Genomic DNA, 24,911 nt, shown 5'->3' on the forward strand with positions numbered 1-24,911 from the left:
GTCGCGATCACCCGCGACGGCGACCTCGTCCACTGGGACTGTCGATCGAAGCCCCGATGACCCGCGGCGTCACCTTCACCGCCACCGCGCAGGACGCGGAGGTCGGGCGAGTGGCGGCGGAGTGGGTTTGAGACAGCGGTCCTCGACTTAGGTCGAGGACCGCTGTCCGCCGGTTACCTCAGGAACGCCTCCACTGCGGCTTGGGGGTTATGCCGCAGCGGGTCCTACCTCATCCATCAGGCCAGGAAGCCAGCTACTCAGGGCCTTGACCAGACGTTTCTTCACTGCATCGGTCAGTGATTTCGTGAGTGGATCAACGCAGTAGGTCACCACGGCCTCGTGGCGCTCCGGGGCCTTGCAGATCAGCACCGCCAAGAGCCGGATCACAGGCAGCAGCTTCTTGAACCCGGTCAGGACTGCCAGCGGGGCGGCCAGCGGCTGTAGGAGGTTCCACATGCTCTTGACCGCGGTCTTCACCACGATCTCTTCGAGCGGCAATCGTCGAGGAGCCGTCCGCGACGCCAGAATGAGTTTGGTGACGCGGTCGGGGATGTCGTCGAAGAACTTCGCGCCTTCGTCGATGACGTGCGCGAACTGCGCGAGCAGATCGCACCAGAAGTGATCGGCGAGCGCTACCTTGGTCGGTTCCGGCAGCGACCCGCCGCACACCTTTTCGATGTCCTTCAGGACGACGTCTGTCAGTGCGTTACCGAGCCGTTCGATTTCCTCGACCGTGGACCTCGGCGGCGCGGTGGGCTGACCGTGGCCGCCGTCGGCGCGGAGTTGCGGGGCAGGGTGGTGAGCGGTCGATGTGGGTGGACCGGGCGTTTCGCCGGGTCGATCACGTTCGATTGGGGTCTCGAGGTGTGTGCGCCGGGACTCGTTCTCGACCGCTGATTCACGTTCTTCGGTTGCCTGCCCGGCTGCTTCGCGTCTCGCTTTGCGAAGGTGAACTCTGGGGTGGTGCGCGTGTTCGCGAGCGAGTTGTTCGATGATCTCGGCGACGGTGGCGTCGATCGCCGCGGACTTCTCAGCGTACGTACTCTTCAGCGGGCGGTTGTTCCTTTGCGTGGCGGATATCCACGCTTCGTCGGCTTTCCTTCGCAGCTCCAAGCGCGCACTCGGATCCGAGTCCTTGGCCAGTGTGATCGAACCGGTCCAGCCGTGCTGCGCTCCGCAGCACAGTTGGCATCGACATGTTCGGCTCCGCGCTCGTTCGCAGCTCGAGTAATGCGCCATTACTCCCCTTCCGGCACCCCTCGGCAATCCCTTGATCGTCCTCGGCTATTCGCGGTGATTCGTACCGCTGAGCCGGTGAATCGCGCTTGGTAGTGCGAATCGAAGGTGGTGACACAAATGGCGCAAGATGAGAAACGGAAGCCCCGGCGGTGGTCACCGCCGGGGCTCGATGAAACGCGTGTGGGTTACTTCAAGAACGCCTCCACCGCATCAGCCGCCGCCGGAATTCCGCCGTGGGCGCGGATCTCGGTCTTCAGCGCGGCCAACCGCGACGCCACCTCCGCTGACCCGGACACCTCCTCCACCGCAGCCCGCAACGACTCCGCCGTGACGTCCGAAGCCGGTAGATGCCGCCCGACGCCCAGGGACTCCAGTTGCGCCGCGTTGCCGAATTGGTCGGCGGCCTGCGGGATGGCGACGGTGGGGACGCCGTACCACAGCGATTCCGTGCAGCTGCCCATCCCGGCGTGCGTGATGAACGCGGACGCCGCCGACAGCACAGCGAGTTGCGGGACCCGAGAGTGCACCTCGAACGAAGGCGGCAGTGGGCCCAGATCGTCAGCGGACACGAACGAGCCCAACGACATCACCACATGCCAAGGCGAATCCGCGAACGCCTCCACGCACGCCCGGTACACCGGCAACTGATCGGTGAACGCCGTCCCGAACGACACCAGCAGCACCGGTTTCCCGGAAGCCGGCGGCGTCCACGGCTCGGCCAGTCGCTCGGGTGACAGGCACGGCCCCACGAACTGCACGTGCGACCCCACGCGGGATGCGAACGGCTGCATCGCCCGCGGGATCAACGACAGCACCTGCGTCGGGTGGCCCAAGTACACCCACGGATCGGTGTCGACGCCCTCCGAACGCAGCCACGAACCGAGCGTTCGGGCATAGTCCACACCGGACGGTGACGTCTTGATCGGGTCCATCACCTCGGCCATGTCCTCGTCATACCCCTCCCACGCCACGGCTGCGGGCGACAGCTGCACAGCGGGCACGTCGTACCGCGCGGCGAGCAGCGGCGCGCCGAGGCCGCCGATGTCGTAGAGCACCAGTGAGGGCCGGTCGGCGTCGAAGGTGGACCGCAGGAGGGGGTGGAGGGCGACGGCCTCGTCGAGGAACACGCGCATGGCGTCGGCGGGGTCGTCGGGCCAGGTGGCGGCCTCGCCGAGGGGCAGGAGGGTCGGGTGGGTGACGACGTGGGCGCCCGTGGGAGCGACCAGCGGCGCCAGCGGTGAGCCCACCACGTAGCTCACCCGGTGGCCGCGGCGCACGAGTTCGGCGATCACGCCCAGGGACGGGTAGATGTGGCTGGGTGCGGTGGTACCGACCACCACGAGGTGTTCGCGCATGAAAGATCTCCGGTGTCCAGGAGGGACCGGCGCGCAAGGAAGTGACGGCCGCCGGCCGGGAGGCGGCCGTGAAGAGTCACGCCGGGGCTAGAGCTGCCGCAAGCGCTGGAAGATCGTCATGCCGGACACCGTAGCGGCGTCGCCGCGCCAGGGCCAAGTGAATTAGAGCGTCCACCTTTCGTAGGGACTATCGGGCAGAGCGGGACGATGTACCCGCCGGGAGCGGCCGGGGCGACTAACGTCGGGCCGGCCCGACAGACGAGAACCCCGACAGAGAAGGAAACTCCCGTGAGACGTGCTGTCTTCGCGGCAGTCGCCGTCGCGACGCTGGCCTCGCTGGTCACCGCGCCCATCGCCACGGCGGCGCCGGCCGGCGCCCCCGCGTCCTACACACCGCCGCCCGTGGCCTGGGGCGCGTGCGACAACGCCGGCCTCAAGGCGGCCGGCGCGCAGTGCGGTTTCGTGACCGTGCCCCTGGACTACCGCAACCCGGCCGGTCAGAAGGCGCAGCTCGCCGTGAGCCGCATCAAGCACAAGACGCCGGACGCGCAGTACCAGGGCGTGATGCTGACGAACCCCGGTGGCCCCGGCGGTTCCGGCCTCACGCTTTCGCGCGTGGGCGCCAATGTGCCCAACCACGCGGGCGACGCGTACGACTGGATCGGCTTCGACCCGCGCGGCGTCGGCTCCAGCAAACCCGCGCTCTCGTGCGACAACGGTTACACGAGCTTCGACCGGCCCTCCTACGTGCCGCTCACCCCGCAGCTCGAGAAGACCTGGCTCAACCGCGCCAAGAACTACGCCGCCGACTGCGCCAAGAAGAACCCGAAGGCGCTGCTCGACAACCTGAAGACCACCGACTCGGTGCGCGACATGGACTCCATTCGCGCGGCCCTGGGTGCCGACCAGATCAACTTCTACGGCTACTCCTACGGCACCTACCTCGGCCAGGTCTACGGCACGATGTTCCCGCAGCGCGTGCGCCGCATGGTGCTCGACTCGACGGTGGACCCGCGCGACGTGTGGTACCAGGCGAACCTGAACCAGGACGTCGCGTTCGACCGCAACGTCAACATCTGGTTCGGCTGGCTCGCGAAGTTCGACGCCACCTACCACCTGGGCAAGACGCAGGCCGCGGTGAAGGCGACCGTCGACCGTGAGCTCGTGAAGCTCTCGCTCAAGCCCGCCGGCGGCAAGATCGGGCCCGACGAGCTCATCGACGTGATCCAGCAGGCCGGCTACTACCAGCTGACCTGGCTCGACGTGGCCGACGCGCTCTCGGCGATCGTCACGAAGAACGACCCGTCGCTGGTCGCGTCGCTCTTCGAGTCCGACAGCGACAACGGTTACGCCGTGTACCTCGGCGTGCAGTGCACCGACGTGCAGTGGCCCACGAACTGGAACCAGTGGCGCATCGACAACTGGAAGACGTTCCTCAAGGCGCCGTACTTCACCTGGCAGAACGCCTGGTTCAACGCGCCGTGCGTGTACTGGCCCGCGAAGGCGAGCAAGCCCGTGCAGGTCGACGGCAAGGGCGTGAAGAGCGTGCTCATGATCGACGAGACGCTCGACGCGGCCACGCCCTTCGAGGGCAGCCTCGAGGTCCGCAGCCGCTTCCCGGGTGCGTCGCTGATCTCCGAGCCGGGTGGCACGAGCCACGCCATCACGCCGCGCGGCAACACGTGCGTGGACACCAAGATCGCGGACTACCTGGCGACCGGCGCCCTGCCGGCCCGCAAGCCGGGCCGCAAGGCCGACGTCGAGTGCGCGCCGCTGCCGCAGCCGCAACCGAGCCCGTCGGCGTCCGCGGAAGCGAAGGCCAAGGCCGACGTGATGCCGCTGCTGGGTCACCTCTGACCAGCTGCTGAACAGCCGAAACACCGGTCCGAAGCGCCGGGTGGGGAGCGATCCCCACCCGGCGCTTCGGCGTTTCCGGACCCTTCGGCACTCCTTGATCAAACAACTTCGTGAACCATAGGGCTTTCCATCGCAGCGGAGTTTGTGTTACAAAGTTCTGGTCAGGTTTGCGGAACAAAGTTGGGGGACGGGATGAGTGAAGCGTTCAGTTTGAGAGGACTGTCGAAACGGTTCGGGCCGGTGCACGCCGTCGAGGAGCTGACCCTGGAGGTCGACCGCGGTGAGGTCGTGGCGCTGCTCGGCCCCAACGGCGCCGGCAAGTCGACCACCATCGACATGCTGCTGGGCCTCACGCGGCCCGACGAGGGCGACGTGCAGGTGTTCGGGGGAGACCCGCGGGCGGCCGTCGACGCCGGGCGGATGGCCGCCATGGTGCAGAACGGGTTCCTGCTGCGCGACACCACCCCGGCGGAGCTGGTCGCGCTGATGCGCTCGATGTACCGCGCGCCGCTGCCGACCGCCGAGGTGTTCGAGCGCGCCGGCATCGCGGAGTTCGCGAACCGCCGCTGCGGGAAGCTCTCCGGTGGTCAGCTGCAGCGCGTGCGGTACGCGCTGGCGCTCGCCGGTGACCCCGAACTGCTGGTGCTCGACGAACCGACCGCCGCCATGGACGTGGACGGCCGCCGCTCGTTCTGGGCCTCGATGCACGAGTTCAGCGCGGGCGGCCGCACGGTCCTGTTCGCCACCCACTACCTCGCCGAGGCCGAGGACTACGCCGACCGCGTGGTGCTCGTGCGCCACGGTCGCGTGGTCGCCGACGGCACCGTCGCCGAGGTGCGCGCCGCCGTGTCCGGCCGCGTGCTGCGGGCCGTGGTGCCCGGCGCGTCCGAGGCCGCGCTGGCTCAGCTCGCGGGCGTGACCACCGCCCGCGTCCAGGGCGGCCGCGCCGAGCTGTCCTGCGCCGACTCCGATCGCGCGATCCGCGCGCTGCTCACCACGTTCCCGGACGCGAGCGACATCGAGATCACTGCCGTCGGCCTCGAAGAAGCGTTCCTCGCGCTGACCGCTGACGCCGCCGACGAGCCGGAAGGAGCCCTGCGATGAACCTCGTCTACCTGCGCCTGGAAATCCTGCGGATCGTACGCAGCCCGCAGTTCGCGCTCTTCACGATCGCCGTGCCGCTGGGCATGTTCCTGCTCTTCGGTGGCCTGTTCGGCGACTACGTCGGGCCCGACGGCGTGCGGGCCAGCACCACGACGATGGTCAACATGGGTGCGTACGGCGCGTTGAGTGGCGCGCTCTTCACCGGCACCCGCGTGGCCACCGAACGCACCGACGGCTGGCAGCGCCAGCTGCGGCTCACGCCGATGCGCGCGCCGAACTACGTGCTCGTGAAGATCGCGTCGGCGATGGCGATGGCACTGCCGGTGGTGCTGGTGATCTTCGTGGCCGGCTGGCTGCGCGGAGTCGACATGACGGGTTCGCAGTGGGCGCTCACCGCGGTGTCGCTGTGGCTCGGTGCGCTGCCGTTCGCGGTGCTGGGTCTGCTGCTCGGGCTCTTCGGCAAGGGCGACACGGTCGGCGCGATGACCGGTGCGCTGATGCTGCCGCTCGGGGTGTTCGGCGGGTTGTGGATGCCGCTGTCGATCATGCCGGGCTGGATGACCACGGTGGCGCATTTCTTCCCGACCTACTGGCTGGGCCGGGTGGGCACGAACCCGGTGACGCACACGGGCGGGATGGGGCTCGCCGTGGGTGTGCTGGCGGCGTGGCTCGTGGTGCCCGCACTTGTGGTCATCAGGCGATTCCGGTTGGACACAGCGAAGGTCAGCTGATCGGCGTGTTAACTTCCGTGCTGCATGTGGGGTCAGCACGGGTGGAGGGCGAAGCAAGGTGGATGACGACGAAGAGCAGCCGATGACGGCCGCGGAGTCGCTGAACCTCATCGCCCGGCAGAACGAGCGGACGCGCCGGGAGCTGGGGGCAGGCCCGGCGCGTCTGCTCGGCGTGTGGGCCTTCACGTGGCTGGTCGGGTGGGGGCTGGTGTTCTTCTCCAACGACTTCCACGCGCGCCCGCTCATGCCCGGCTGGGTCGCCGGGATCGTGGTGGCCGTGCTGTTCGTGGCCGCGATCGCCTACTCCGCCTACTACGGCAGCCGCATCAGCCGCGGCATCCGCGGGCCGTCGCGGCGCACCGGCGCGATGTACGGCTGGGCCTGGATGATCGCGTACGCGGGGCTGGCGCTGGTCAACGTCCGCGTGATGCAGACCGGCCGGCTCGACCCGCACACGATCTCCCTGCTGTGGTCGGGTACCTCGCTGCTGCTCACCGGCGTGCTCTACCTCACGGCCGGCATGCTGTGGCAGGACAAGCTGCAGTACGGCTTCGGCGTGTGGATCATCGTGTGCGGCGGCGCGAGCGTGTTCGCGGGTGTGCCGGGCAACTTCCTCGTGCTGAGCCTCGCCGGCGGCGGCGGGTTCCTCGTGGCCTCGCTCGTGTACTTCGTGCGGGAGCGGCGCTGCGGCCCGGCCAGGGTGGTCGACCCGTGACCGACACGAGCCTGCCTGAGCTCGACCCGGTGATCCACGCACAGGCCAGGCTGCGCGTCACGGTCGCGCTCGCCGGGCTGCACCACGGCGACCAGATCACCTTCCCGCGGCTGCAGCAGCTGCTCGACATGACCGCCGGCAACCTCTCCACGCACCTGCGCAAGCTCGAAGACGCCGGGTACGTGGAGATCACCAAGGCCTACGAGCACCGCACACCGGTCACGCTCGTGAAGCTGACCTCGAAGGGCCGCGCGGCGTTCGAGTCCTACACGAGTGCGTTGCACCGGCTGCTGGACGCCACCGGCGGGAGCTGACGTGATCCGCTGGGTCGTCCACCTCGACCTGGACGCCTTCTACGCCTCGGTGGAGCAGCTCACGCGCCCGACGCTGCGGGGCCGCGCGGTGGTCGTCGGCGGCACCGGTCCGCGCGGGGTCGTGGCCGGCGCCAGCTACGAGTCGCGCGAGTACGGCGCGCGCTCGGCCATGCCGATGTCGCAGGCCCGCCGGCTGCTGCCGCCCGGCGCGGTGATCCTGCCGCCGCGGTTCCGGCTGTACGAGGCGCTGAGCAAGCAGGTCTTCGACATCGTCGCCGACGTCGCGCCGGTCTTGGAACGGATCTCGCTCGACGAGGCGTTCGCGGAACCGCCGTCGCTGACCGGGGCCTCGGTCGAGGACGTGACGCGGTTCGCCGAGGACCTGCGGGCGCGGATCCGCGAGGAAACCGGTCTCACGGCGTCGATCGGGGCGGGTACGGGCAAGCAGGTGGCGAAGATCGGCTCGGACCGCGCGAAACCCGACGGCCTGCTCGTGGTGCCGCCCGGCACCGAACGCGAGTTCCTGGCGCCGCTGCCGGTGCGCGCGTTGTGGGGCATCGGGCCGGTCGCCGAGACGAAGCTGCGCACCATCGGCGTGCTCACGCTGGGGGAGCTGGCCGCGCTGTCCGAGGCCGATGCCGTGGCAACGCTCGGCGGCGTGGTGGGCCGCGAGCTGCGCAAGCTGGCCGGCGGCAGCGACGATCGGCCCGTCGCCGAGCGCGGCGAGGCCAAGCAGGTGAGCGCGGAGACCACGTTCGACGTCGACGTGGTGGACCTCGACCGGCTGCGCACCGAGGTCCGCAAGATCGCCGCCGGCGCGCACGCCCGGCTGGTGAAGGCCGGCCGCGTCGCGCGCACGGTCGTGGTGAAGCTGCGGCACACCGACATGAGCACGGTCACTCGTTCGGAAACCACGGCCTCGCCCACCGACGACCTCAACCAGCTCGCCGCCACCGCCGAACGCCTCCTGCTCGACCCGCGCGAGTTCGGCGGCGTGCGGCTGGCGGGGGTGGCGTTCAGCGGGCTTTCCGTGCCGCACCAGGACGCGCTGTTCACGCTGGCGGTGCCCGCCGGGAGCTCACCGGAGCCGGTGGTGGCCGTGGTGCCCTCGCCCGGCGGGTCCGCGCCGGTGTCCTCGAGCGGCTGGCGCCCGGGTGACGACGTGGTGCACCCGGACTTCGGCCTCGGCTGGGTGCAGGGCGCGGGCCACGGCCGCGTCACCGTGCGGTTCGAGACCCGCACTTCGGGGCCGGGTGTGGCGAAAACGTTCGAGCAGGACGATCCGGCGCTCACCCGGGGCGATCCACTCTCCGCCCTGTAGCCGCCCCGGGAACCCGCCCCACTGTGGCATTCGGTGCGTTGAGCGCAACGAACGCCACAGTGGGACGCAGTGGTCAGGGGCGGAGAGCGGGGTTCAGTTGGCCGGCGGCAGCGCGCAGCCCGGGGTCAGGTCGGCGACCTGCTGGCCCGCCAGCAAGAACGCGCCCACGCCGTACCCGGAGGTGTCCGTGGCCTTCGCCGAACCCGGTCCGTCGGTCTTCGGCTGCACGTACCCGACCATGCCGTCGGCCGTCACGGCCTTGGTGGACAACGCCTTCCACGCCCGGTCCACGCCCGGCTTGAACCAGCGGCTGTCCAGCACACCGGAGTTGATGCCCCACGCCAGGCCGTACGTGATCAGCGACGTGCCGCTGCTTTCCGGGCCACCGAAGGGCAGCAGCAGGTTCGCGTTCCAGAAGCCGTCCGGCCGCTGCAGCACGCTCAGCGTGGTCGCCATCTTCTTGAACACGCGCAGGTACTCCGGCCGGCGCGGGTCGTTGGCCGGCAGGACCTGCAGCACCTTCACGAGCGCCGCGAGGGCCCAGCCGTTGCCCTGCGCCCAGTAGCCGGCGGAGTGCGCGTCGGTGCGCCACAGGCCGGGGAACTCGTCGAAGAGGCTCTTCTCCGTGCTGTGGAACAGCTTCTGCATCGCGTCGAGCGTCGGCTCGGAGGAGTCCATGACCCCGATGCGGGCGAACGACGGCATCGCCATGTTCAGCGCGGTCACGTGGTCCCAGTAGCCGGTGTGGCCGGCCTCGACGCTGTCGACCTCCGTCGCCAGGCGCGAGCGCAGGTCGGCGAGGATCGGCGGGTCCGGGTGGAAGTAGGTGTAGAGGTCGAGGAACGCCTCGCCGGCGGCCTCGTCCTCGGCGCGGAACGGCTGGCCGGCGGTGGTCGGCAGCAAGTAGTTGTTGGCCTGGCCCCACGGCAGCGTCGTGTGGTTCGACACGCCGGTGGTCCGCACGATCGCGAGGTTGCCGACGTGGAACGTCGAGTTCTGCGAGTCGGCCGGCGCCAGGTTCGGGCCGTGGGCCACCCAGTAGTCACCGGCCTTCACCATCAGGTCGGCCACGGAACACTGGGCCGCCGAAACCGCCGGAGCGGCCGGCGCCGCACTGGCCACGGCCGCGGGAGCGAGCCCGCCGGCCGTGACCGCCGCCGCGAGCACGGCGAAACCACGGATTCCCGGGAAACGCATGGGTGCGTCCTCCTTGAAGAACTCATGGCGGCGGAGGCCATCGTGATCGGTGGCCGGTCGATCACGGACTATGGTGTGGACCACTGGGCGTGTCAAGGTGCCGGTGAGTGGTACGCCGCAACGGTTTCCAGCAGCCGGCGCGTGGCGGCCTCGGCGCCGTCGGCGTCTTTCGCGAGCACCGTGGTGAGCACACGCGAGTGTGCCACGAGCGTGCCCGCCGCCGGCTCCGGCGCGGCCCGCAGCGCGGCGACCACCGGTACCTGCAGCTGGGTGAGCAACGCGTTGCCCGCCGCCCGCACGAGCGCGGCGTGGAACAGCGTGTCGGCTTCCGTGAACGCCTCGGTGTCCTCGTGCTCCACGGCGTCGGTCATCAGCCCGTACGCCGCCGCCAGCGCGGAGAGCTCGTCGCGGTCGCGGTGCCGGGCCGCGAGCCGCGCGGCCTGCGGCTCCACGAGGTGGCGCAGCTCGAGCAGGTCGTGCAGCTGCCGGCGCGCGTCCGGGCCGCGCACGCGCCAGCCGATCACGTCGGGATCGATGGCGTGCCACGCTTCCGGCGGCTGCGGCCAGGTGCCGACGCGCGGGCGCGCCGCCACCAGGCCCTTCGACTCCAGCACCCGCAAGGCCTCCCGGACCACCGTCCGGGAGGCCTTGAAGCGGCGCCCGATGTCCTCCGGCACGATCGGCTCGCCGGTGGGCAGCGCGCCCTCGACGATCAGCCGGCCGAGCGCGTCGACGATGCGGGCGTGCAGGCCGGCTCCGTCCGCCCCCACGACAGTCCTCCGCCGGAGCCCGCGTCAGGCCGGGAGACCGACGCGGCGCTCCCCGCTGCGCAGCTGCTGCAGCACCACGGCGACCACGAGCAGCGCGCCGTGGGCCACGTTCTGCCAGAACTGGTTGATGCCCAGGCCGGACATGCCGTTGTCGAGCACGCCGAGGATGAACACCGCGAGCACCGTGGAGACGATGGAACCCTTGCCGCCCTTGAGCATCGTGCCGCCGAGCGCCGCGCCGGTCACGGCCTGCAGCTCGAGGCCCTCCGAACCGGACGTCGGCTGGCCCGAGCCCGTGCGCGCGGTGATCAGCACGCCCGCGATCGCCGCGACCACGCCGACGAGCGCGTAGACGCCGATGATGTAGCGGTTGATGTTGATGCCCGCCAGGCGCGCGGCCGTGTCGTTGCCGCCGATGGCGAACACGTTGCGGCCGATGTCGGTGTACTTCAGCAGGAAGTGCAGCACCGCGGCGACGATGAAGAACACCCACACCAGCGTCGGCAGTCCGAGCACGCTTCCCTTGGCCAGGAAGATGAACAGGTCGTCCGCGCCGGTGTAGCCCTGGGCCTTGCCGTCGGACACGACCTGCGCGATGCCCTTGTACGCGGCCAGCGTCGCCAGCGTGGCGACCACCGGGTTCACCCGGCCGAAGATGATGATCAGGCCGTTCACGAGCCCGCACACGATGCCGGTGGCCACGGCGGCCAGGATGCCGACGATCGAGCTGCCGGTGGCCGTGAACGCCATCGCCGAGATCACCGACGCGAGCCCGGCCATGGAGCCGACCGAGATGTCGAGGGCGCCGAGGATGATCACCAGCGTCTGCACCAGCGACAGCAGGCCCATGATGGTGACCGCGCTGCCGATCAGCAGGAGATTGGTGGTGCGGAAGAAGTTCTCGTTCAGGCTCGACAGCAGCACCACGAGCACCACGAGCGTGATGATCAGGCTGCTGTTCTGCACGCCGATGCCGCTCAGCACCTTGCGCACCGCCGAGACGCGGTGCGGATCGGACTGGTCGGTCGGCTGTTCCTGCGCGGGGCTGGGCCGGGTCGGGGTGCTCACGCCCCCACCTCCTGGATGTCTTCTGCGGCCGGCTCCGTCGCCGGGATGGCCAGGGTCAATACGGCTTCTTCGGTGGCTTCGTCGCGGCTGACCTCACCCGCGACCTGCCCGGCGCGCATCACCACGATGCGGTCGGCCAGCGCGAGCACCTCGGGCAGGTCGGACGAGATCACGAGCAGGGCGATGCCTTCTCCGGCCAGGCGGGAGATGATGCGGTAGATCTCGGCTTTCGCTCCGACGTCGACGCCGCGGGTGGGCTCGTCGAGGATCAGCAGCTGCGGCCGGCGCGCGAGCCAGCGGGCGAGCACGGCCTTCTGCTGGTTGCCGCCCGAGAGCTTGCGCACCTCCTGTTCCATCGACGGCGTGCGCACCCGCAGCTCGCGGATGTACTCCGCCACGAGCTCGCGCTCCTTCGCCCGCTTGATCACGCGGAAGCGGCGCAGGCGGTCGAGCACGGCGATGGACACGTTGTCGCGCACCGAACGCTGCATCAGCAGCGCATCGGTCTTGCGTTCCTCGGGCGCGAACCCGATGCCCGCCTTCACGGCGTCGCCCGGGGTCCTGGCGCGGAACGGTTTCCCGGCCAGCTCCACGGTTCCCGAGCGCACGGGCACGTCGCCGACGATCGCGCGCGCCAGCTCCGAGCGGCCGGCGCCGACGAGCCCGGCCAGGCACACCACTTCGCCCGCGCGCACCTCGAACGAGATGTCGCTGACGTCGTCGCTGCTCACGTGGTCCAGGCGCAGCACGACCCGGCCGCGCTCGGCTGTCTCCCGGCGGTCGAGCGCCGAGAGGTCGCGGCCGATCATCATGCGCACCAGCTGGTTCTCGTCCGACTCGGCGGCCGGCTGCACGCCGACGAGCTTGCCGTCGCGCAGCACCGCCACGCGGTCGGCGAGCTGGAAGATCTCCTTCATCCGGTGCGACACGTAGACCACGGCCACCCCGGAGTCGCGCAGCCGGCGGATGAGCCGGAACAGCGCGTCGACCTCGTGCTCCGACAGCGAAGACGTCGGCTCGTCGAAGGCGATCACGCGCGGTGGCGTGGCCGCGGTGAGCACGCGGAGGATCTCCACGAGCTGGCGCTGCGCGGCCGAGAGTTTGCTGCCGAGCGTGGTGGGGTCGAGCACGCCTTCGAAGCCGTACTCGACGAGCGCTTCGCGCGTGCGCTGGTTGAGCGTGCGGCGGCTGAACACGCGGGCGTGCGCGGGCAGCTCGCCCACGAACACGTTCTCCGCCACCGAAACGTGCGGGATGATCTCCGGTTCCTGGTAGATCACGCGCACCCCCGCGGCCATCGCGGCGCGCGGGTTGTCGAACACCACCGGCTCGCCGTCGACGCGCAGCGTGCCGTCGCTGGGCTCGTGGTCACCCGAGAGCACGCGCAGCAGCGTCGACTTGCCGGCGCCGTTCTCGCCCATGAGCGCGAGCACCTCGCCGGAGAAGAACTCCAGCGTCACGTCGTCGAGCGCGGTGACGCCGGAGAAGCGCTTGCCGATGCCCTCGGCGATCAGCGCCGTGGAACTGGCCATGCTCAGCCTTCCTCACAGGAGAGCCCGGGGGTGTCGCGGGTGGACACCCCCGGGCCACGGTCGGATCAGGTGCAGTTGACGCCGGCCGCCTTGAAGTTGTCCTTGTTCACCATCGTGGTCTTCGCGATGGTCTCCGCCGGCAGGTCCTTGCCGTTCTTGACCTTGTCCACGAGGACCTGGATCGCGCTCTTGCCCACCTCGGCGCCCGAGATGTAGAGCGAGGACTTGTTGCCGGTGTCCTTGCCCGCGGCCCAGTCCTTGCAGTCGAGGTAGGCGCCGAGGCCCACGCCGATGATGTTGTTCGCGGCGACCCCGGAGTTGGCGAGCGCGGTCACGACCCCGGTCTCGTTCTCGTCGTTGCAGCCCCACACGACCCAGTGCTTCACACCCGGGTTGGAGCTGATCACGGCGCCGGAGCGATTCTGCGCGTCGACGGGGGAGTTGTCGGTGCCGACGTTGATCACCGGCACCTGCGCGCCGGAGTCCTTGTCGAAGGCGGCCTTGGCGCCGTTGACGCGGTCGGTGCACACGGTGAGGTCCTGTTTGTAGGCGCTGATCACCTTGGTGTCGGCGGCGGTCCAGCCCGCGGTCTTGAACAGCTTCGCGGCCTCCTGGCCCACCGAGGTGCCCATCTGCGTGCCGTTGAAGCCGACGAACGCGGCGGCCTTGCCGGTGCCGTCCTTGATCACGTCGTCGGAGGCGATGATCGGGATGCCGGCGCTCTTGGCCTTGTCGATCACCTCCGGGCCGATGGCCTGGTCGGGCACCACGATGGCGACGCCGTTGGCCCCCTGCGCGACCGCGGCGTCGAGCTCGGTGATGGCCTTGTTGGCGTCCTGGCCGAGGTTCACGACCTTGAGGTCGACACCCAGCTCCTTCGCCTTCTCCTGGGCGCCCTGCGCCTGCTCCACGAAGTACTGCTGGTCACCCTGCTTCTGCAGGTAGTAGAGCGTGATCTTGCCGTTGGTGGGCGCCTGCTGCGCGGGCGCGGCGGTGTCCTTGCCCGATGAGCAGCCGGCCAACACCACGCCGGCAATCAAACAACAACCAACAACGCTCCAGGTGCGTGACCTGTGCGGGTATGTGGACATCGAGTGCTCCCATGGGGGCCGAGGACGACTGGTGCGTGGGCGTGAACTCCGCGTGACTCGTATTACAAGACACTTGATCGGGTGACGTCAACCACGTGTTCTGCCGCAGTTAGCGGATGGATACCTACGGAGAGTGATTTTCATACTGGCCGTCGACGGCTAATTATCGTATTTTTTCCTGGCTGACCAGGGTTTGTTGCTCCGTGCAGATCGTGCTGCTGTTTCGGTTGCTGGTGGGTTTTCTTGTTGACTTGGGTTCGATTACGGTCCGTCATGGTGGGCGTTGCGTCTTGTCCGGCGGACATGCGGCAGGATGTGCCGCGCAGCTGGACAAAGGGGGCGAACATGACGCACATCCGCCGCTCGGGCTTCGCGTGGGCCGGGGCCGCGCTGGTGCTGACGGGGTTGCTCGCGGGGTGCAGCAGCACGCCGCAGGCCGCCGCACCGCTGTCGGCGGCCCCGCCGGCCGCGCCCGGTCTGTCGACTTCGACCGACCCCTCGTCGTTCACGGTGGTGGCGACCGGCGACATCCTCATCCACCCGGCGCTCACCGATCAGGCCGAGGCGGATGGCGGCGGCACGATCGACTACCGGCAGATCCTCGCGGGTGTGAAGCCGCTCGTGTCGAGCGCCGACCTGGCCATCTGCCACCTCGAGACGCCGCTCGCGCCCGAGGGTGGGCCGTACACCGGCTACCCGTCGTTCAGCGCGCCGCCGCAGATCGCCGAGGCCATCAAGGACACCGGCTACGACACCTGCTCCACGGCGTCGAACCACACGCTCGACAAGGGCGCCGCCGGCATCACGCGCACGCTCGACAAGCTCGACGAGGTGGGCCTGAAGCACACCGGTTCGGCGCGCTCGGCCGCCGAGGCCGCGAAACCGCTGATCCTCGACGTGCACGGCGTGAAGGTCGCGCAACTCTCGTTCGCCTTCGGCTTCAACGGCATCAAGGTCCCGGCCGGAAAACCCTGGCTGGCCAACGAGATCGACGCCGACGACATCCTCGAAGCCGCCCACGCCGCGCGCGAGGCCGGCGCGCAGGTCGTGATCGCCAGCCTGCACTGGGGCGTCGAGTACCACCACGAGGTGACCGACGACCAGTCCGCGCTGGCCCGCAAGCTGCTGGCCTCGCCGGACCTCGACCTGATCGTCGGCCACCACGCCCACGTGGTGCAGCCGTTCGCGAAGGTCGAGGGCAAGTGGGTCGCCTACGGCCTCGGCAACGAGATCGCCCGCCACGACGACCCCCGCGGCTCCACCGAGGAAGGCAACGCCGCGCGATTCACCTTCACGCAGACCAACGGCCACTGGGCCGTCTCGAAGGCCGAGTACCTCCCGACCCTGATCGACCTCGGCCCGCCCATCCGCCTGCGCGACCTCACCACGGCCCCGCACACCGCGCGCGGTGACGAAGCCCTGAAGAACACCGACGAGGTCGTGCTGTCGGAAGGCGCCGGTGACGACGGGCTGACGCGGCCCGGCAAGTAGGGCTCGCTCAGTCCAGCGGCTGCGAAAGCGTCGCCTTGAGCCGGCGGGCCGCCTCGTCCACGAGGACCTCCGTGCGGTTCGCCAGCAGGGCCTGAACGGTCTTGCCGGCGACCTCCGCCGGCTCGATCTTCGGAGCGTCGACCCACGCGGCGCCGTCGGTGTCGACGTAGCCGGCGTGGACGCCGACGACCAGCGTGCCCTGCGCGCGCAGCCCTTCGCGCAAGGCGTCGGTCAGGGACCACTGGGCCGCCTTCGAGGCGGAGTAGGCGGTGGTGACGGCGCTGCCCTTCCAGGACGCGACGGAGAGCATGTTCACGAGCGCGCCACCGCCGTTGCGGGCGAGGACGGGCGCGAAGGCCCGCGCCACCGCCCAGGTGCCGAAGAAGTTCACCTCCAGCACCTGCCGCGCGGTGTCCAGTGAACCGGTGAGCAGATCGTCGACGTCGCCGAGGATGCCGGCGTTGTTGATCACGATGGAGACGTCCCCGGCCGCCGCCACGGCGGCCTCCAGGTCCGAAGGTTCGGTCACGTCCAGGCGCAGGGGCGTGAGGTCGGGGTCGCTGACCGTCTCCGGCGCTCGCACGCCCGCGTAGACCTTCGCCGCGCCGTGTTCGACGAGGGCGCGGGCGAAGGCGTGCCCGATGCCGCGGTTGGCGCCGGTGACGAGCGCGACGGATCCCTTGATGTCCATGGGTGGCTCCTTTCCGGCCACCAAGCTACCTATCTGAGTATGAATTGTGTACTCAGATGACCGAGATCACTCCGCGCCGCACCCTGGTGATGTGAAAGGGCCCCTCACGAACAGAAGTCCGTGAGGGGCCCTTCCCGGCACGCGGGACACGCGAACGTCAGTGGTCGCGCCGGGTGATGTGGTGGGCCAGCAACGTCAGCTCGGCCGCCGGACGGGCGACCGGCGTGGTCGCGGACAGTGCCGACAACGCCGAGTCCAGCAGGCGCGCGGCCTCCGCCGAACTCCACTCCCGGCCACCCGCCGACTCGACCAGCGCCGCCGCCCGGCTCAGCTGCGCGGCCGAAAGCGGCGCGTCCTGGTGGTACAACGCCGACAACTCGTGCGAAGCCGCCGAGTCCTGCGCCAGCGCCGCCACCACCGGCAGCGACTTCTTGCGGTTCTGCAGGTCCGAGTACACCGGTTTCCCGGTCACGGCCGGATCGCCCCAGATGCCGAGCAGGTCGTCGACGTGCTGGAACGCCAGCCCCAGCGAGCGGCCGAACGAGCCGAGCTCCGACACGTGCGAGCCGCGCCCGCCCACCACCAGCACGCCGAGGGTGCAGGCGGCGCCGAGCAGCGCGCCGGTTTTGCCCTCGGCCATGCGGATGCACGACGAGCGGTCCACCGACCGCCGCCGTTCGAAGGCCAGGTCTTCGTTCTGGCCGTGGAGCAGGTCCAGCACGGCCGTGCTCAGCACGCGCGCGGCGGCGGGACCGTCGGTGGCGAGCACGTCGAAGGCCAGCGTGAGCAACGCGTCGCCGGCGAGGATAGCGGGGCTGGTGCCGAAAACCGTCCACGCGGTCGGGCGGTGGCGGCGGGTTTCGTCGCCGTCCATCACGTCGTCGTGGAGCAGTGAGAAGTTGTGCACCAGCTCCACCGCCACGGCGGCGGCGACCGCGTCGGCGGGGTCACCGCCCGCCGCTTCGGCGGACAGCAGCACCAAGGCCGGGCGCAGCGCCTTGCCGCTGGGTACGGTCGAGATCGCGCCTGACGCGTCCCACCAGCCGAAGTGGTATCCGGCGATGCGGCGCATCGAGTCGGGCAGCCGGTCGACCGCCGCGCGCATCGCCGGCTCCCAGAGGTCCCGGCTCCACGCCAGCACCTCGGGCACCGTCCGCGCCCGGGCGTCCACTGTGGTCATACATCCCCTCCGAACGAAAACGAAGCTCAGCGCCCGATCTCCACGTCGTCGAGCACTCCCAGCGCGTCCGGCACCAGCACCGCGGCCGAGTGGTACGCGCTGACCAGGTAGGACGTCACGGCCCGGTCGCTGATGTTCATGAACCGCACGTTGAGCCCCGGCTGGTACTCGTCGGGCAGCGCCGCGGGCCGCAGCCCGATCACGCCGGCGTCTTCCTCACCGGTGCGCATCACGAGGATCGACGTGGTGCCCTGCGGCGAGATCGGGATCTTGTCGCACGGCAGCAGCGGTACCCCGCGCCACGTGGTGACCCGGCGGCCGTCGAGCACGGCGTTGGCCGGGTACAGGCCGCGCGCGGTGCACTCGCGGCCGAACGCGGCGATCGCCTTGGGGTGCGCCAGGAAGAAGCGCGACTTGCGGCGCCGGCTCAGCAGGTCGTCGAGGTCGTCGGGGGTGGGCGGGCCGCTGCGCGTGGTGAGGCGCTGGCCGAGGTCCGCGTTGTGCAGGAGCCCGAAGTCCGTGCTGTTCACCAGCTCGTGCTCCTGGCGTTCCCGCAACGCCTCCACGGTGAGCCGCAGCTGCTGTTCCAGCTGGTTCATCGGCTGGTTGTAGAGGTCGGTCACGCGGTTGTGCGTGCGCAGGATGGTCTGGGCCACCGCGAGCTCGTACTCCCGCGGCGACGGGTCGTAGTCCACGTACGTGCCCGGCAGCGCGATCTCGCCGTCGTGCCCGGCGGAGAGGTCGATGCTCGCCTCGCCGGCCTTGTTGTGCTCGTGCCGCGGGCTCGCGAGCACCTCGGCGATGTGCGCGCGCAGGCTTTCGGCGCGGCCGTTGAGCCGCTCGAACGCCTCCGCCGACAGTGTCAGCACGATGCAGCGGGTGCTCGCGCGGGCGGTGAACTTCCACTCGCCGGCCGAACCGCCCAGCAGCTCGGCACCGAGGTGGTCGCCGGCGGCGAGGGTGCCGAGGCCGGCCTCTTCACCGTAGGAACCGGGCGCGGTGCGCGAAACCTTGCCGAACGCGATCAGCACCACGGACTCCAGCGGCGAGCCCGCCGTCACGATGGTGTCGCCGGGCTCGTACTCGCGCTGCTCGAAGCGGTCGGCCAGCGCCGCCAGCGCGTCGGCGTCGCCGAACCCGCGCAGCAGCGGAAGTTCCGCCAGCTCCGCGGGCACGACCTGCACGCGCGCGCCGGTGTTGAAGAAGCTCACGCGACCGTCGCCGACGGTGTAGGTGAGCCGGCGGTTCACGCGGTACGAACCGGCGGGCACCTCGACCCACGGCAGCTGCTGCAGCAGCCAGCGCGGGGTGATCCCGCGCATCTGCGGCAGCGACTTCGTGGTGGTGGCCAGGGTCCGCGCCGCGCGCGTGGACAGGGAAAGCGGAGCGCTCGGCTCCTCGGTGACGGTCATTCAGTTCCTCGCTTGGGTGGCTCTGCTTCAGGAGGACGCGTGCTCGCGGGCCTGGGCACGATCCGCAGCGCGCTCGTGCCCAGGCCCGTCGGCCCGAACGCCGACGGGGGCAGCGGCGCCGACCCGGGCCGCACGGCGGCGGCCTCGGGCGGGCGCGGCGGGGTGGCGGGCGCGGCCATGGTCAGTCACCGCGCCCGATCTCGGCGTTCTCCAGCACGGCCAGCGCGTCGGGCACCAGCACGGCGGCGGAGTAGTAGGCGCTCACGAGGTAGGACATGATCGCCTGCTCGCTGATGCCCATGAACCGCACGTTGAGCCCCGGCTGGTACTCGTCGGGCAGACCGGTCTGGTGCAGGCCCACGACACCTTGGGACTGCTCGCCGGTGCGCAGCAGCAGCACCGAGCTCGTGCGCGTGTCGGTGACCGGGATCTTGTTGCACGGCAGCACCGGCACCCCGCGCCACGCCGGCACCTGGTGCCCGCCGAGGTCCACCGCGTCGGGGTACACGCCGCGGCGGCTGCACTCGCGGCCGAACGCCGCGATGGTCTTCGGGTGCGCCAGGAAGACGGCGGGATCCTTCCACACCAGCGAAAGCAGGTCGTCGAAGTCGTCCGGGGTCGGCGGGCCGGTGCGGGTGGACACGCGCTGCGAGTAGTCGGCGTTGTGCAGCAGGCCGAAGTCGCGGTTGTTCATCAGCTCGTGTTCCTGGCGTTCGCGCAGGGCCTCGACCGTGAGCCGCAACTGCTGCTCGATCTGGTTCATCGGCTGGTTGTAGAGGTCGGCGACGCGGCTGTGCACGCGGAGCACGGTCTGCGCCACGCTCAGCTCGTACTCGCGCGGCGAGCTGTCGTAGTCCACGAAGGTGCCGGGCAGCTGCGGTTCGCCGTCGTGGCCGGAGGCGACGTCGATCACCGCCTCGCCCTGGTCGTTGGCGGCGGCGCCGGCGCCCGCGGCGACTGTCTCCAGGTGCTCGCGCAGCGCGTCGGAGCGGTCGAGCACGCCCTGGAACTCGCTGCGGGACAAGGAAAGCACGGTGCACGCGGTCACGGCCTTGGCCGTGTACTCCCAGATGCCGTCGGTGCTCGTGAGCACCGAGTCGCCGAAGTAGTCGCCGTCGGCCAGCGTGCCGAGCACCGTCTGGTCGCCGTAGGCGCCGGTGCCGACCTTGCTGATCTTGCCGTGCGCGACCAGGAAGACCTGGTCGGCCTGGTGGCCGAACTCCACGAGCGCGTCGCCGGGGGAGAACTCGTGCTGCACGAAGCGGCCGGCCAGCTCGATGAGCACCTCTTCGTCGTCGAACCCGCGCAGCGGCGGCAATTCACCGAGTTCCGGCGGGATCACGCGGACCTCGGCGCCGGTGGTGGTGAAGGTGACGCGGCCGTCGCCGACCGCGTAGCTCAGGCGCCGGTTCACGCGGTACGCACCGCCCGAGACCTCGACCCACGGCAGCACCTTCAGCAGCCACCGCGTGGTGATGCCCTGCATCTGGGGAACGGACTTGGTCGTCGTCGCGAGCGTGCGGGCCGCGGCCCGTCCCAGGCTCAGTTGCGGTTGTTCCTGATTCGCGGAGTCCACGGGGTCCGTGACGGTCACAGCGAAAACCACCTATCGTAGGATTTCGAGCGTGTGAGGAATTTTCCAGCACGAATTAAAGTTCGTTTTTTTGGTGCTTTTTCATTAGGGCGGCGCCGCGGAATCAACATAGCAAGCCGGCTTGACCTGACAATCCCACGATCGGGTAACCGGGCCGGTTCACCTGTTTGCCAGAACGGGTAATCGGACATTCCAGTTGCTGTTGTCTGAGTGCCAGTTCGAGACGATCTTGGTCAGCGGCCCGATCGTCACCCTCGGTCGAACGGACTCACCCGGATGGGAAGTTCGGCCGAAGATCGTCCGGGTTGCCCAGGTGGGTGGGCATATCGAGAGCAGGTGTTCCAGTCTTCAACTGCTCCGTTCCAGTGATCATCCGACGCCTCGCACGGCCACTCGAATGAACCGAGGATCCTCCGCTTGTCGCCCGGGAATCGTATGACTAGCTTGAGCGGGCCCACTTCCGGGAATTCGCCGAACAATGGTGGACGGGGTGGGCATCAAGTGTGAAAGGGGTCGGATGAACGTCTACCTGACCGGGATCTTCTGGGTGGTCGGAGCGGCCGTCGTCGGCGGCGGTATCGGCTATCTGGTGAGGCGGTTCGGCTGGGACGAAGGTCGTCGTGACAACAACGATGCGGCCGGTCAGGTGTTCACCATTGTCGGCGGGTTGCACGCGGTACTCGTCGCGTTCGTGCTGATCTCGCTGTTCGACGCGGTGGGCGCCGCGCGCGACGGCTCCTACTCCGAGGCCGACAGCCTCGTCTCCATGACGTGGGCGGCCGAGGCGCTGCCCGGCGACACCGGTCAGCGGGTGCAGCAGCTCGCCACGGCCTACGCCGCCACGGTGCAGCACCAGGAATGGCCGCGCCTGGCCGACGGCGGCACGCTGCCCCAGACCGGCTGGACCCAGCTCGACCAGCTGCGCCGCACCATCGCCGGCGCACAAGCCGACAGCGACTGGGAAAACGACCGCAAGACCGAAGCCGCCAACGACCTGTGGCAGGTGTACCAGGCCCGCCAGGCGCGGCTCACCGACGCGGCCACGAGCGGCGTCGGCTCGGTGGTCTGGTTCGCCTTGATCCTCGGCAGCATCATCTCCGTGCTGCTGCCCAACCTCTTCGGCGGCACGCGCATGGCGGCCCACCTGGTGATCGTGTCGACGCTGGCGGGCACGATCGCGCTGCTGCTGTACGCGATCTTCCAGCTGCAGAACCCGTTCGCCGGCGGGGCGAACATCCAGCCCGACGCGTTCAGCTCGGCACTGGCCAGACTGGGCTGAGCGCGTGCGCATTCCCCGGTTCATCCCCGTGGCGGCCGCCGTGGTCGCCGTCTCGGCGCTGCTCGTGGCCTCGGGCTGGCTCGAATCCCCGGGCCGCACCCACGCCGCCGCGCCGGCCACCTGTCCTGTCCTCCAGGTGGAGAGCCAGAACTCGCGGTCCTCGTCGTTCGTGCGGCTCACGCTGCCGACCGGTGAACGCCACGAGCTCGGCAACGCCGGCTACACGATCAACGCGATGGCCTACTCGGCCGCGCAGGGTGTGGTCTACGGCGTGGCCGACGGCCCCACCTCGGGCCACTTCCACGACGGCGCGCACGCGGTGAAGATCGACAGCGCGGGCCGCGTGACCGACCTCGGCGGCGTGTTCCGCGCCGGCGCGCGCCACGGCATCTGGAGCTGGGCCACGGGGTCGACGGGCGGCGCGATGTCCGGCAACTCGTGGTACCTGTTGCACGCCAACAATGTGTACACAGTGGACGTTGATCCGGCCAGTCCGCATTACCTCGACGTGGTCGGCCACGTGCAACTGCGCCCGATCGTCCTTTCGGCCGGGATAGACGACTTCGCCTACAACCCGGCCGACGGCCTGCTGTACGGCGTGTCGGTGACGGCCGCCGGCCACGGCTCGGTGGTCACGGTGAACCCGCGCGACGGGCGCGTCGCCGTGGTGCCGCGGCTGAAGTTCCCGCTCGCCACCGCGTACGGCTCGGTGGTGTTCGGTCCCGACGGTGCGCTGTACGCCACGGCCAACCGCATCGGCCACCGCAGCGTGACCTACCGGCTGCCGCGCGACGGTTCGGCGCCGGCCACGGAAATCAGCACCGGACCCGAACTCGTGTCCTCCGACGGGGCCGGCTGCCTCGCCGTGGCGACCGCGCCGCCGCCCCCACCGCCACCGCCGCCCCCGCCACCACCTCCGTCGCCGAGCCACACACCGCCGCCGGACCCGGTGATCCCTTCGCCGCCGGTGGAGAATCCGCCGCCGCCGGGGATCGTGGAGCAGCCACCCCCGCCGGGGGTGACCCCGCCGCCGGTCGCGGACCGGTCCGACCCGATCGTCGCCCCGGCGTCGGTCCCGCCGCCGCGAAAGGTCCAGCCCACGCCGACCCCCGAGCCGGTGACCGATTCCGGGCACCTCGTGGAGAAACAACGCAGGTGGAGCGTGACCGTGCTGATCCTGGTGATCGGCGGCGGAGCGGCGGCCGCGCATGTGAGACGAGGCCGTTAACGCGGGCGTCGCCTCGAAGACGGCCGTTGTCCAACTCCGTTACCCAGACTCCTCCTCCGGTGTCGAATGACGCCGGAGGAGGAGATATCGGATGAAGCGCGTGAGAATCGGGGTCGCCGCGGGGATCCTCGCCGTGCCGCTGCTGGCCACCGGCACGGCGTCGGCGCACGGAGGCGGCGGGCACACCGCGTTCGCCGCCCGCGACGACCACTACGGGACCCGGGCCGGCCACGCCTTGGCAGTGCACGGCGACGGAGTACGCGGCAACGACAGCGACGGCGGCGCCATCGTGCGCCACACCGCGCCGGCGCACGGTTCCCTGACCCTCGACTCGGACGGGTCGTTCAGCTACACGCCCGCGCCCGGCTTCCACGGCCGGGACACCTTCACGTACTCCGTGTCGGACGCGGTGCAGCTCTACCCGACCGACCTGCCGCCGCTCGCGACCATCGGCGGCGTGAAGCTCACCGGTGGTGCCTACGGGTCCGCGCTCACGCCGGTGCCGGGTTCGCGCGACGAGTTCTACGGCCTCACCGACCGCGGCCCCAACGTCGACGCGCCCGACGGCTCCAAGGTGGAGCCGCTGCCCGCGTTCGACCCGGCCATCGGCAAGTTCCGGCTCAAGGACGGCAAGGCCGTGCTCGAGAAGCGGATTCCGTTGCGGGCCAAGGACGGTTCGCCGTACAACGGGCAGGTCAGCACGGCCGCCGACACCGGCGAGACGATCGTGGGCCTCGACGGCAAGCCGCTGCCGGCCACCGCCAACGGCTACGACTCCGAAGGTCTCGTCGCCGAACGCGACGGCACGTTCTGGGTGTCCGACGAGTACGGTCCCTTCATCACGCACTTCCGCGCCGACGGCCGCGCGATCGAGCGGCTCTCGCCGTTCGACGGCTCGCTGCCGAAGGAGCTGAAGTACCGCGTGCCCAACAAGGGCATGGAAGGCCTCGCGCTCACGCCGGACGGCAAGACGCTCGTGGGTGTCATGCAGTCGGCCCTGCAGCAACCGGACCTCACGAAGAAGCCCGGCAACGTGACCACGCTGCGGATCGTCACCGTCGACCTGCGCACGCGGGCGACGCACGAGTACCTCTACCTGCTGCAGGACCCGGACGACACCGGCACGGCGGTCAGCGAGATCACCGCGCTGTCGTCGACCAAGTTCCTCGTGGACGAACGCGACGGCAACTTCGAGCCCGGTGCGTTCAAGAAGATCTACGAGATCGACCTGCGCGGCGCGACCGACGTCGGCCCGAAGGCGAAGGTCGCCGGTGCCGCGTACGACTCGGCCAAGGGCGGGCTGCTCGTGGGTGACGCCCAGTCGAGCATCGACGCCTACGTCGGCAAGGACACCACCGAAGAGGCCACCGCGGACCTCGCGAAGGTGGGCATCAAGCCGGTGTCGAAGAAGCTGTACGTCGATCTCGGCGCGCTGGTGACCGGGTTCGACCCGGCCGGCGGGTTCTTCGGCCACGACAAGGTGGAGGGCGTGGCCACCACCGACGGCGGCCGCACCCTGGTGATCAGCAACGACAACGACTTCGGCATCGACGGCCTCTCCAACACCGCGCCGCCGTACGCGCTGCACGCCAAGACGCTGCCCAACGGTCAGCAGGACGACGGCGAGTACCTGAAGATCGACACCACCAAGCTGCCCGCCAAGGTCACCACGGCGACGGTCACCATCGACGTCCGCTGAGGTCCTTTCCGAGCACTGCCGGCCGGGGTTCCTTCGGGGGCCC

General features: G+C 70.0%; 21 protein-coding genes. 10 read left to right on the forward strand and 11 right to left on the reverse strand.

The window, feature by feature from the left end; genetic code table 11:
* Nucleotides 1-207: 207 nt before the first annotated feature.
* Together VSH64_RS45720 and VSH64_RS45725 are read right to left on the reverse strand one after the other, a co-directional pair.
* Nucleotides 208-1,113: a hypothetical protein gene (locus VSH64_RS45720; RefSeq protein WP_326568974.1), complete on the reverse strand. Its 906-nt coding sequence runs from the start codon at nt 1,111-1,113 to the stop codon at nt 208-210.
* A 311-nt stretch (nt 1,114-1,424) separates the two neighbouring features.
* On the reverse strand, nt 1,425-2,594 hold the full coding sequence (locus VSH64_RS45725; protein ID WP_326568975.1) for a macrolide family glycosyltransferase: 1,170 nt from the start codon (nt 2,592-2,594) through the stop codon (nt 1,425-1,427).
* Between the two features lie 288 nt (nt 2,595-2,882).
* Here VSH64_RS45725 and VSH64_RS45730 point away from each other — a divergent pair, with 288 nt between their 5' ends.
* The 6 genes from VSH64_RS45730 to VSH64_RS45755 all read left to right on the forward strand — a co-directional run bounded on the left by VSH64_RS45730 (nt 2,883) and on the right by VSH64_RS45755 (nt 8,636).
* Entirely contained in the window at nt 2,883-4,451 is a 1,569-nt protein-coding gene (locus VSH64_RS45730; protein WP_326568976.1) for an alpha/beta hydrolase, read from the forward strand.
* 192 nt (nt 4,452-4,643) lie between these two features.
* Nucleotides 4,644-5,555, forward strand: coding sequence for an ABC transporter ATP-binding protein (locus tag VSH64_RS45735; RefSeq protein ID WP_326568977.1), 912 nt, complete (start codon nt 4,644-4,646; stop codon nt 5,553-5,555).
* A complete protein-coding gene (locus VSH64_RS45740) occupies nt 5,552-6,286 on the forward strand; it encodes an ABC transporter permease (protein WP_326568978.1) in 735 nt (244 codons plus the stop codon). The genes VSH64_RS45735 and VSH64_RS45740 overlap by 4 nt, the downstream gene beginning before the upstream one ends.
* A gap of 58 nt (nt 6,287-6,344) precedes the next feature.
* On the forward strand, nt 6,345-7,001 hold the full coding sequence (locus tag VSH64_RS45745; RefSeq protein ID WP_407655610.1) for a hypothetical protein: 657 nt from the start codon (nt 6,345-6,347) through the stop codon (nt 6,999-7,001).
* Nucleotides 6,998-7,315, forward strand: coding sequence for a transcriptional regulator (locus tag VSH64_RS45750; RefSeq protein WP_326568979.1), 318 nt, complete (start codon nt 6,998-7,000; stop codon nt 7,313-7,315). The genes VSH64_RS45745 and VSH64_RS45750 overlap by 4 nt, the downstream gene beginning before the upstream one ends.
* Nucleotide 7,316: 1 nt before the next feature.
* The gene (locus VSH64_RS45755; RefSeq protein ID WP_326568980.1) at nt 7,317-8,636 is read left to right on the forward strand and encodes a DNA polymerase IV; all 1,320 of its coding nucleotides are present in this window, start codon (nt 7,317-7,319) and stop codon (nt 8,634-8,636) included.
* A 93-nt stretch (nt 8,637-8,729) separates the two neighbouring features.
* Here the strand turns inward: VSH64_RS45755 and VSH64_RS45760 are convergent, their stop codons facing one another.
* From VSH64_RS45760 to VSH64_RS45780, 5 genes are all read right to left on the reverse strand, one after another.
* The gene (locus VSH64_RS45760) at nt 8,730-9,833 is read right to left on the reverse strand and encodes a glycoside hydrolase family 88 protein (protein ID WP_326568981.1); all 1,104 of its coding nucleotides are present in this window, start codon (nt 9,831-9,833) and stop codon (nt 8,730-8,732) included.
* 92 nt (nt 9,834-9,925) lie between these two features.
* A complete protein-coding gene (locus VSH64_RS45765; RefSeq protein ID WP_326568982.1) occupies nt 9,926-10,603 on the reverse strand; it encodes a FadR/GntR family transcriptional regulator in 678 nt (225 codons plus the stop codon).
* A gap of 24 nt (nt 10,604-10,627) precedes the next feature.
* On the reverse strand, nt 10,628-11,671 hold the full coding sequence (locus VSH64_RS45770) for an ABC transporter permease (RefSeq protein ID WP_326568983.1): 1,044 nt from the start codon (nt 11,669-11,671) through the stop codon (nt 10,628-10,630).
* On the reverse strand, nt 11,668-13,203 hold the full coding sequence (locus VSH64_RS45775; RefSeq protein WP_326568984.1) for a sugar ABC transporter ATP-binding protein: 1,536 nt from the start codon (nt 13,201-13,203) through the stop codon (nt 11,668-11,670). The genes VSH64_RS45770 and VSH64_RS45775 overlap by 4 nt, the downstream gene beginning before the upstream one ends.
* 65 nt (nt 13,204-13,268) lie before the next feature.
* Entirely contained in the window at nt 13,269-14,231 is a 963-nt protein-coding gene (locus tag VSH64_RS45780) for a substrate-binding domain-containing protein (RefSeq protein ID WP_326568985.1), read from the reverse strand.
* 408 nt (nt 14,232-14,639) lie between these two features.
* Here VSH64_RS45780 and VSH64_RS45785 point away from each other — a divergent pair, with 408 nt between their 5' ends.
* A complete protein-coding gene (locus VSH64_RS45785; RefSeq protein WP_326568986.1) occupies nt 14,640-15,785 on the forward strand; it encodes a CapA family protein in 1,146 nt (381 codons plus the stop codon).
* A gap of 7 nt (nt 15,786-15,792) precedes the next feature.
* Here VSH64_RS45785 and VSH64_RS45790 read toward each other — a convergent pair whose 3' ends face one another.
* The 4 genes from VSH64_RS45790 to VSH64_RS45805 form a co-directional block, all read right to left on the reverse strand.
* Nucleotides 15,793-16,476 carry an SDR family oxidoreductase gene (locus VSH64_RS45790; protein WP_326568987.1) on the reverse strand — a complete coding sequence of 228 codons (684 nt, stop codon included), beginning with the start codon at nt 16,474-16,476 and terminating at the stop codon, nt 15,793-15,795.
* Nucleotides 16,477-16,633: 157 nt separating this feature from the next.
* Complete coding sequence (locus tag VSH64_RS45795) at nt 16,634-17,656, reverse strand: family 2 encapsulin nanocompartment cargo protein polyprenyl transferase (protein ID WP_326568988.1); 1,023 nt, start codon at nt 17,654-17,656, stop codon at nt 16,634-16,636.
* 26 nt (nt 17,657-17,682) lie between these two features.
* Nucleotides 17,683-19,068 (reverse strand): family 2B encapsulin nanocompartment shell protein, encoded by a 1,386-nt coding sequence (locus VSH64_RS45800; protein WP_326568989.1) that lies wholly within the window; start codon nt 19,066-19,068, stop codon nt 17,683-17,685.
* A 181-nt stretch (nt 19,069-19,249) separates the two neighbouring features.
* On the reverse strand, nt 19,250-20,662 hold the full coding sequence (locus VSH64_RS45805) for a family 2B encapsulin nanocompartment shell protein (protein ID WP_326838216.1): 1,413 nt from the start codon (nt 20,660-20,662) through the stop codon (nt 19,250-19,252).
* Nucleotides 20,663-21,179: 517 nt separating this feature from the next.
* Between VSH64_RS45805 and VSH64_RS45810 the strand changes: the two genes are divergently transcribed.
* The 3 genes from VSH64_RS45810 (at nt 21,180) to VSH64_RS45820 (ending at nt 24,868) form a co-directional block, all read left to right on the forward strand.
* A complete protein-coding gene (locus VSH64_RS45810; RefSeq protein WP_326568990.1) occupies nt 21,180-21,941 on the forward strand; it encodes a bestrophin-like domain in 762 nt (253 codons plus the stop codon).
* 4 nt (nt 21,942-21,945) lie between these two features.
* Entirely contained in the window at nt 21,946-23,169 is a 1,224-nt protein-coding gene (locus VSH64_RS45815; protein ID WP_326568991.1) for a DUF6923 family protein, read from the forward strand.
* Nucleotides 23,170-23,260: 91 nt separating this feature from the next.
* A complete protein-coding gene (locus tag VSH64_RS45820) occupies nt 23,261-24,868 on the forward strand; it encodes an esterase-like activity of phytase family protein (protein ID WP_326568992.1) in 1,608 nt (535 codons plus the stop codon).
* The last annotated feature ends 43 nt before the right edge of the window (nt 24,869-24,911 follow it).

Origin of the sequence: Amycolatopsis rhabdoformis (genome assembly GCF_035918295.1) — a bacterium.
Taxonomy (GTDB): Bacteria; Actinomycetota; Actinomycetes; order Mycobacteriales; family Pseudonocardiaceae; genus Amycolatopsis; species Amycolatopsis rhabdoformis.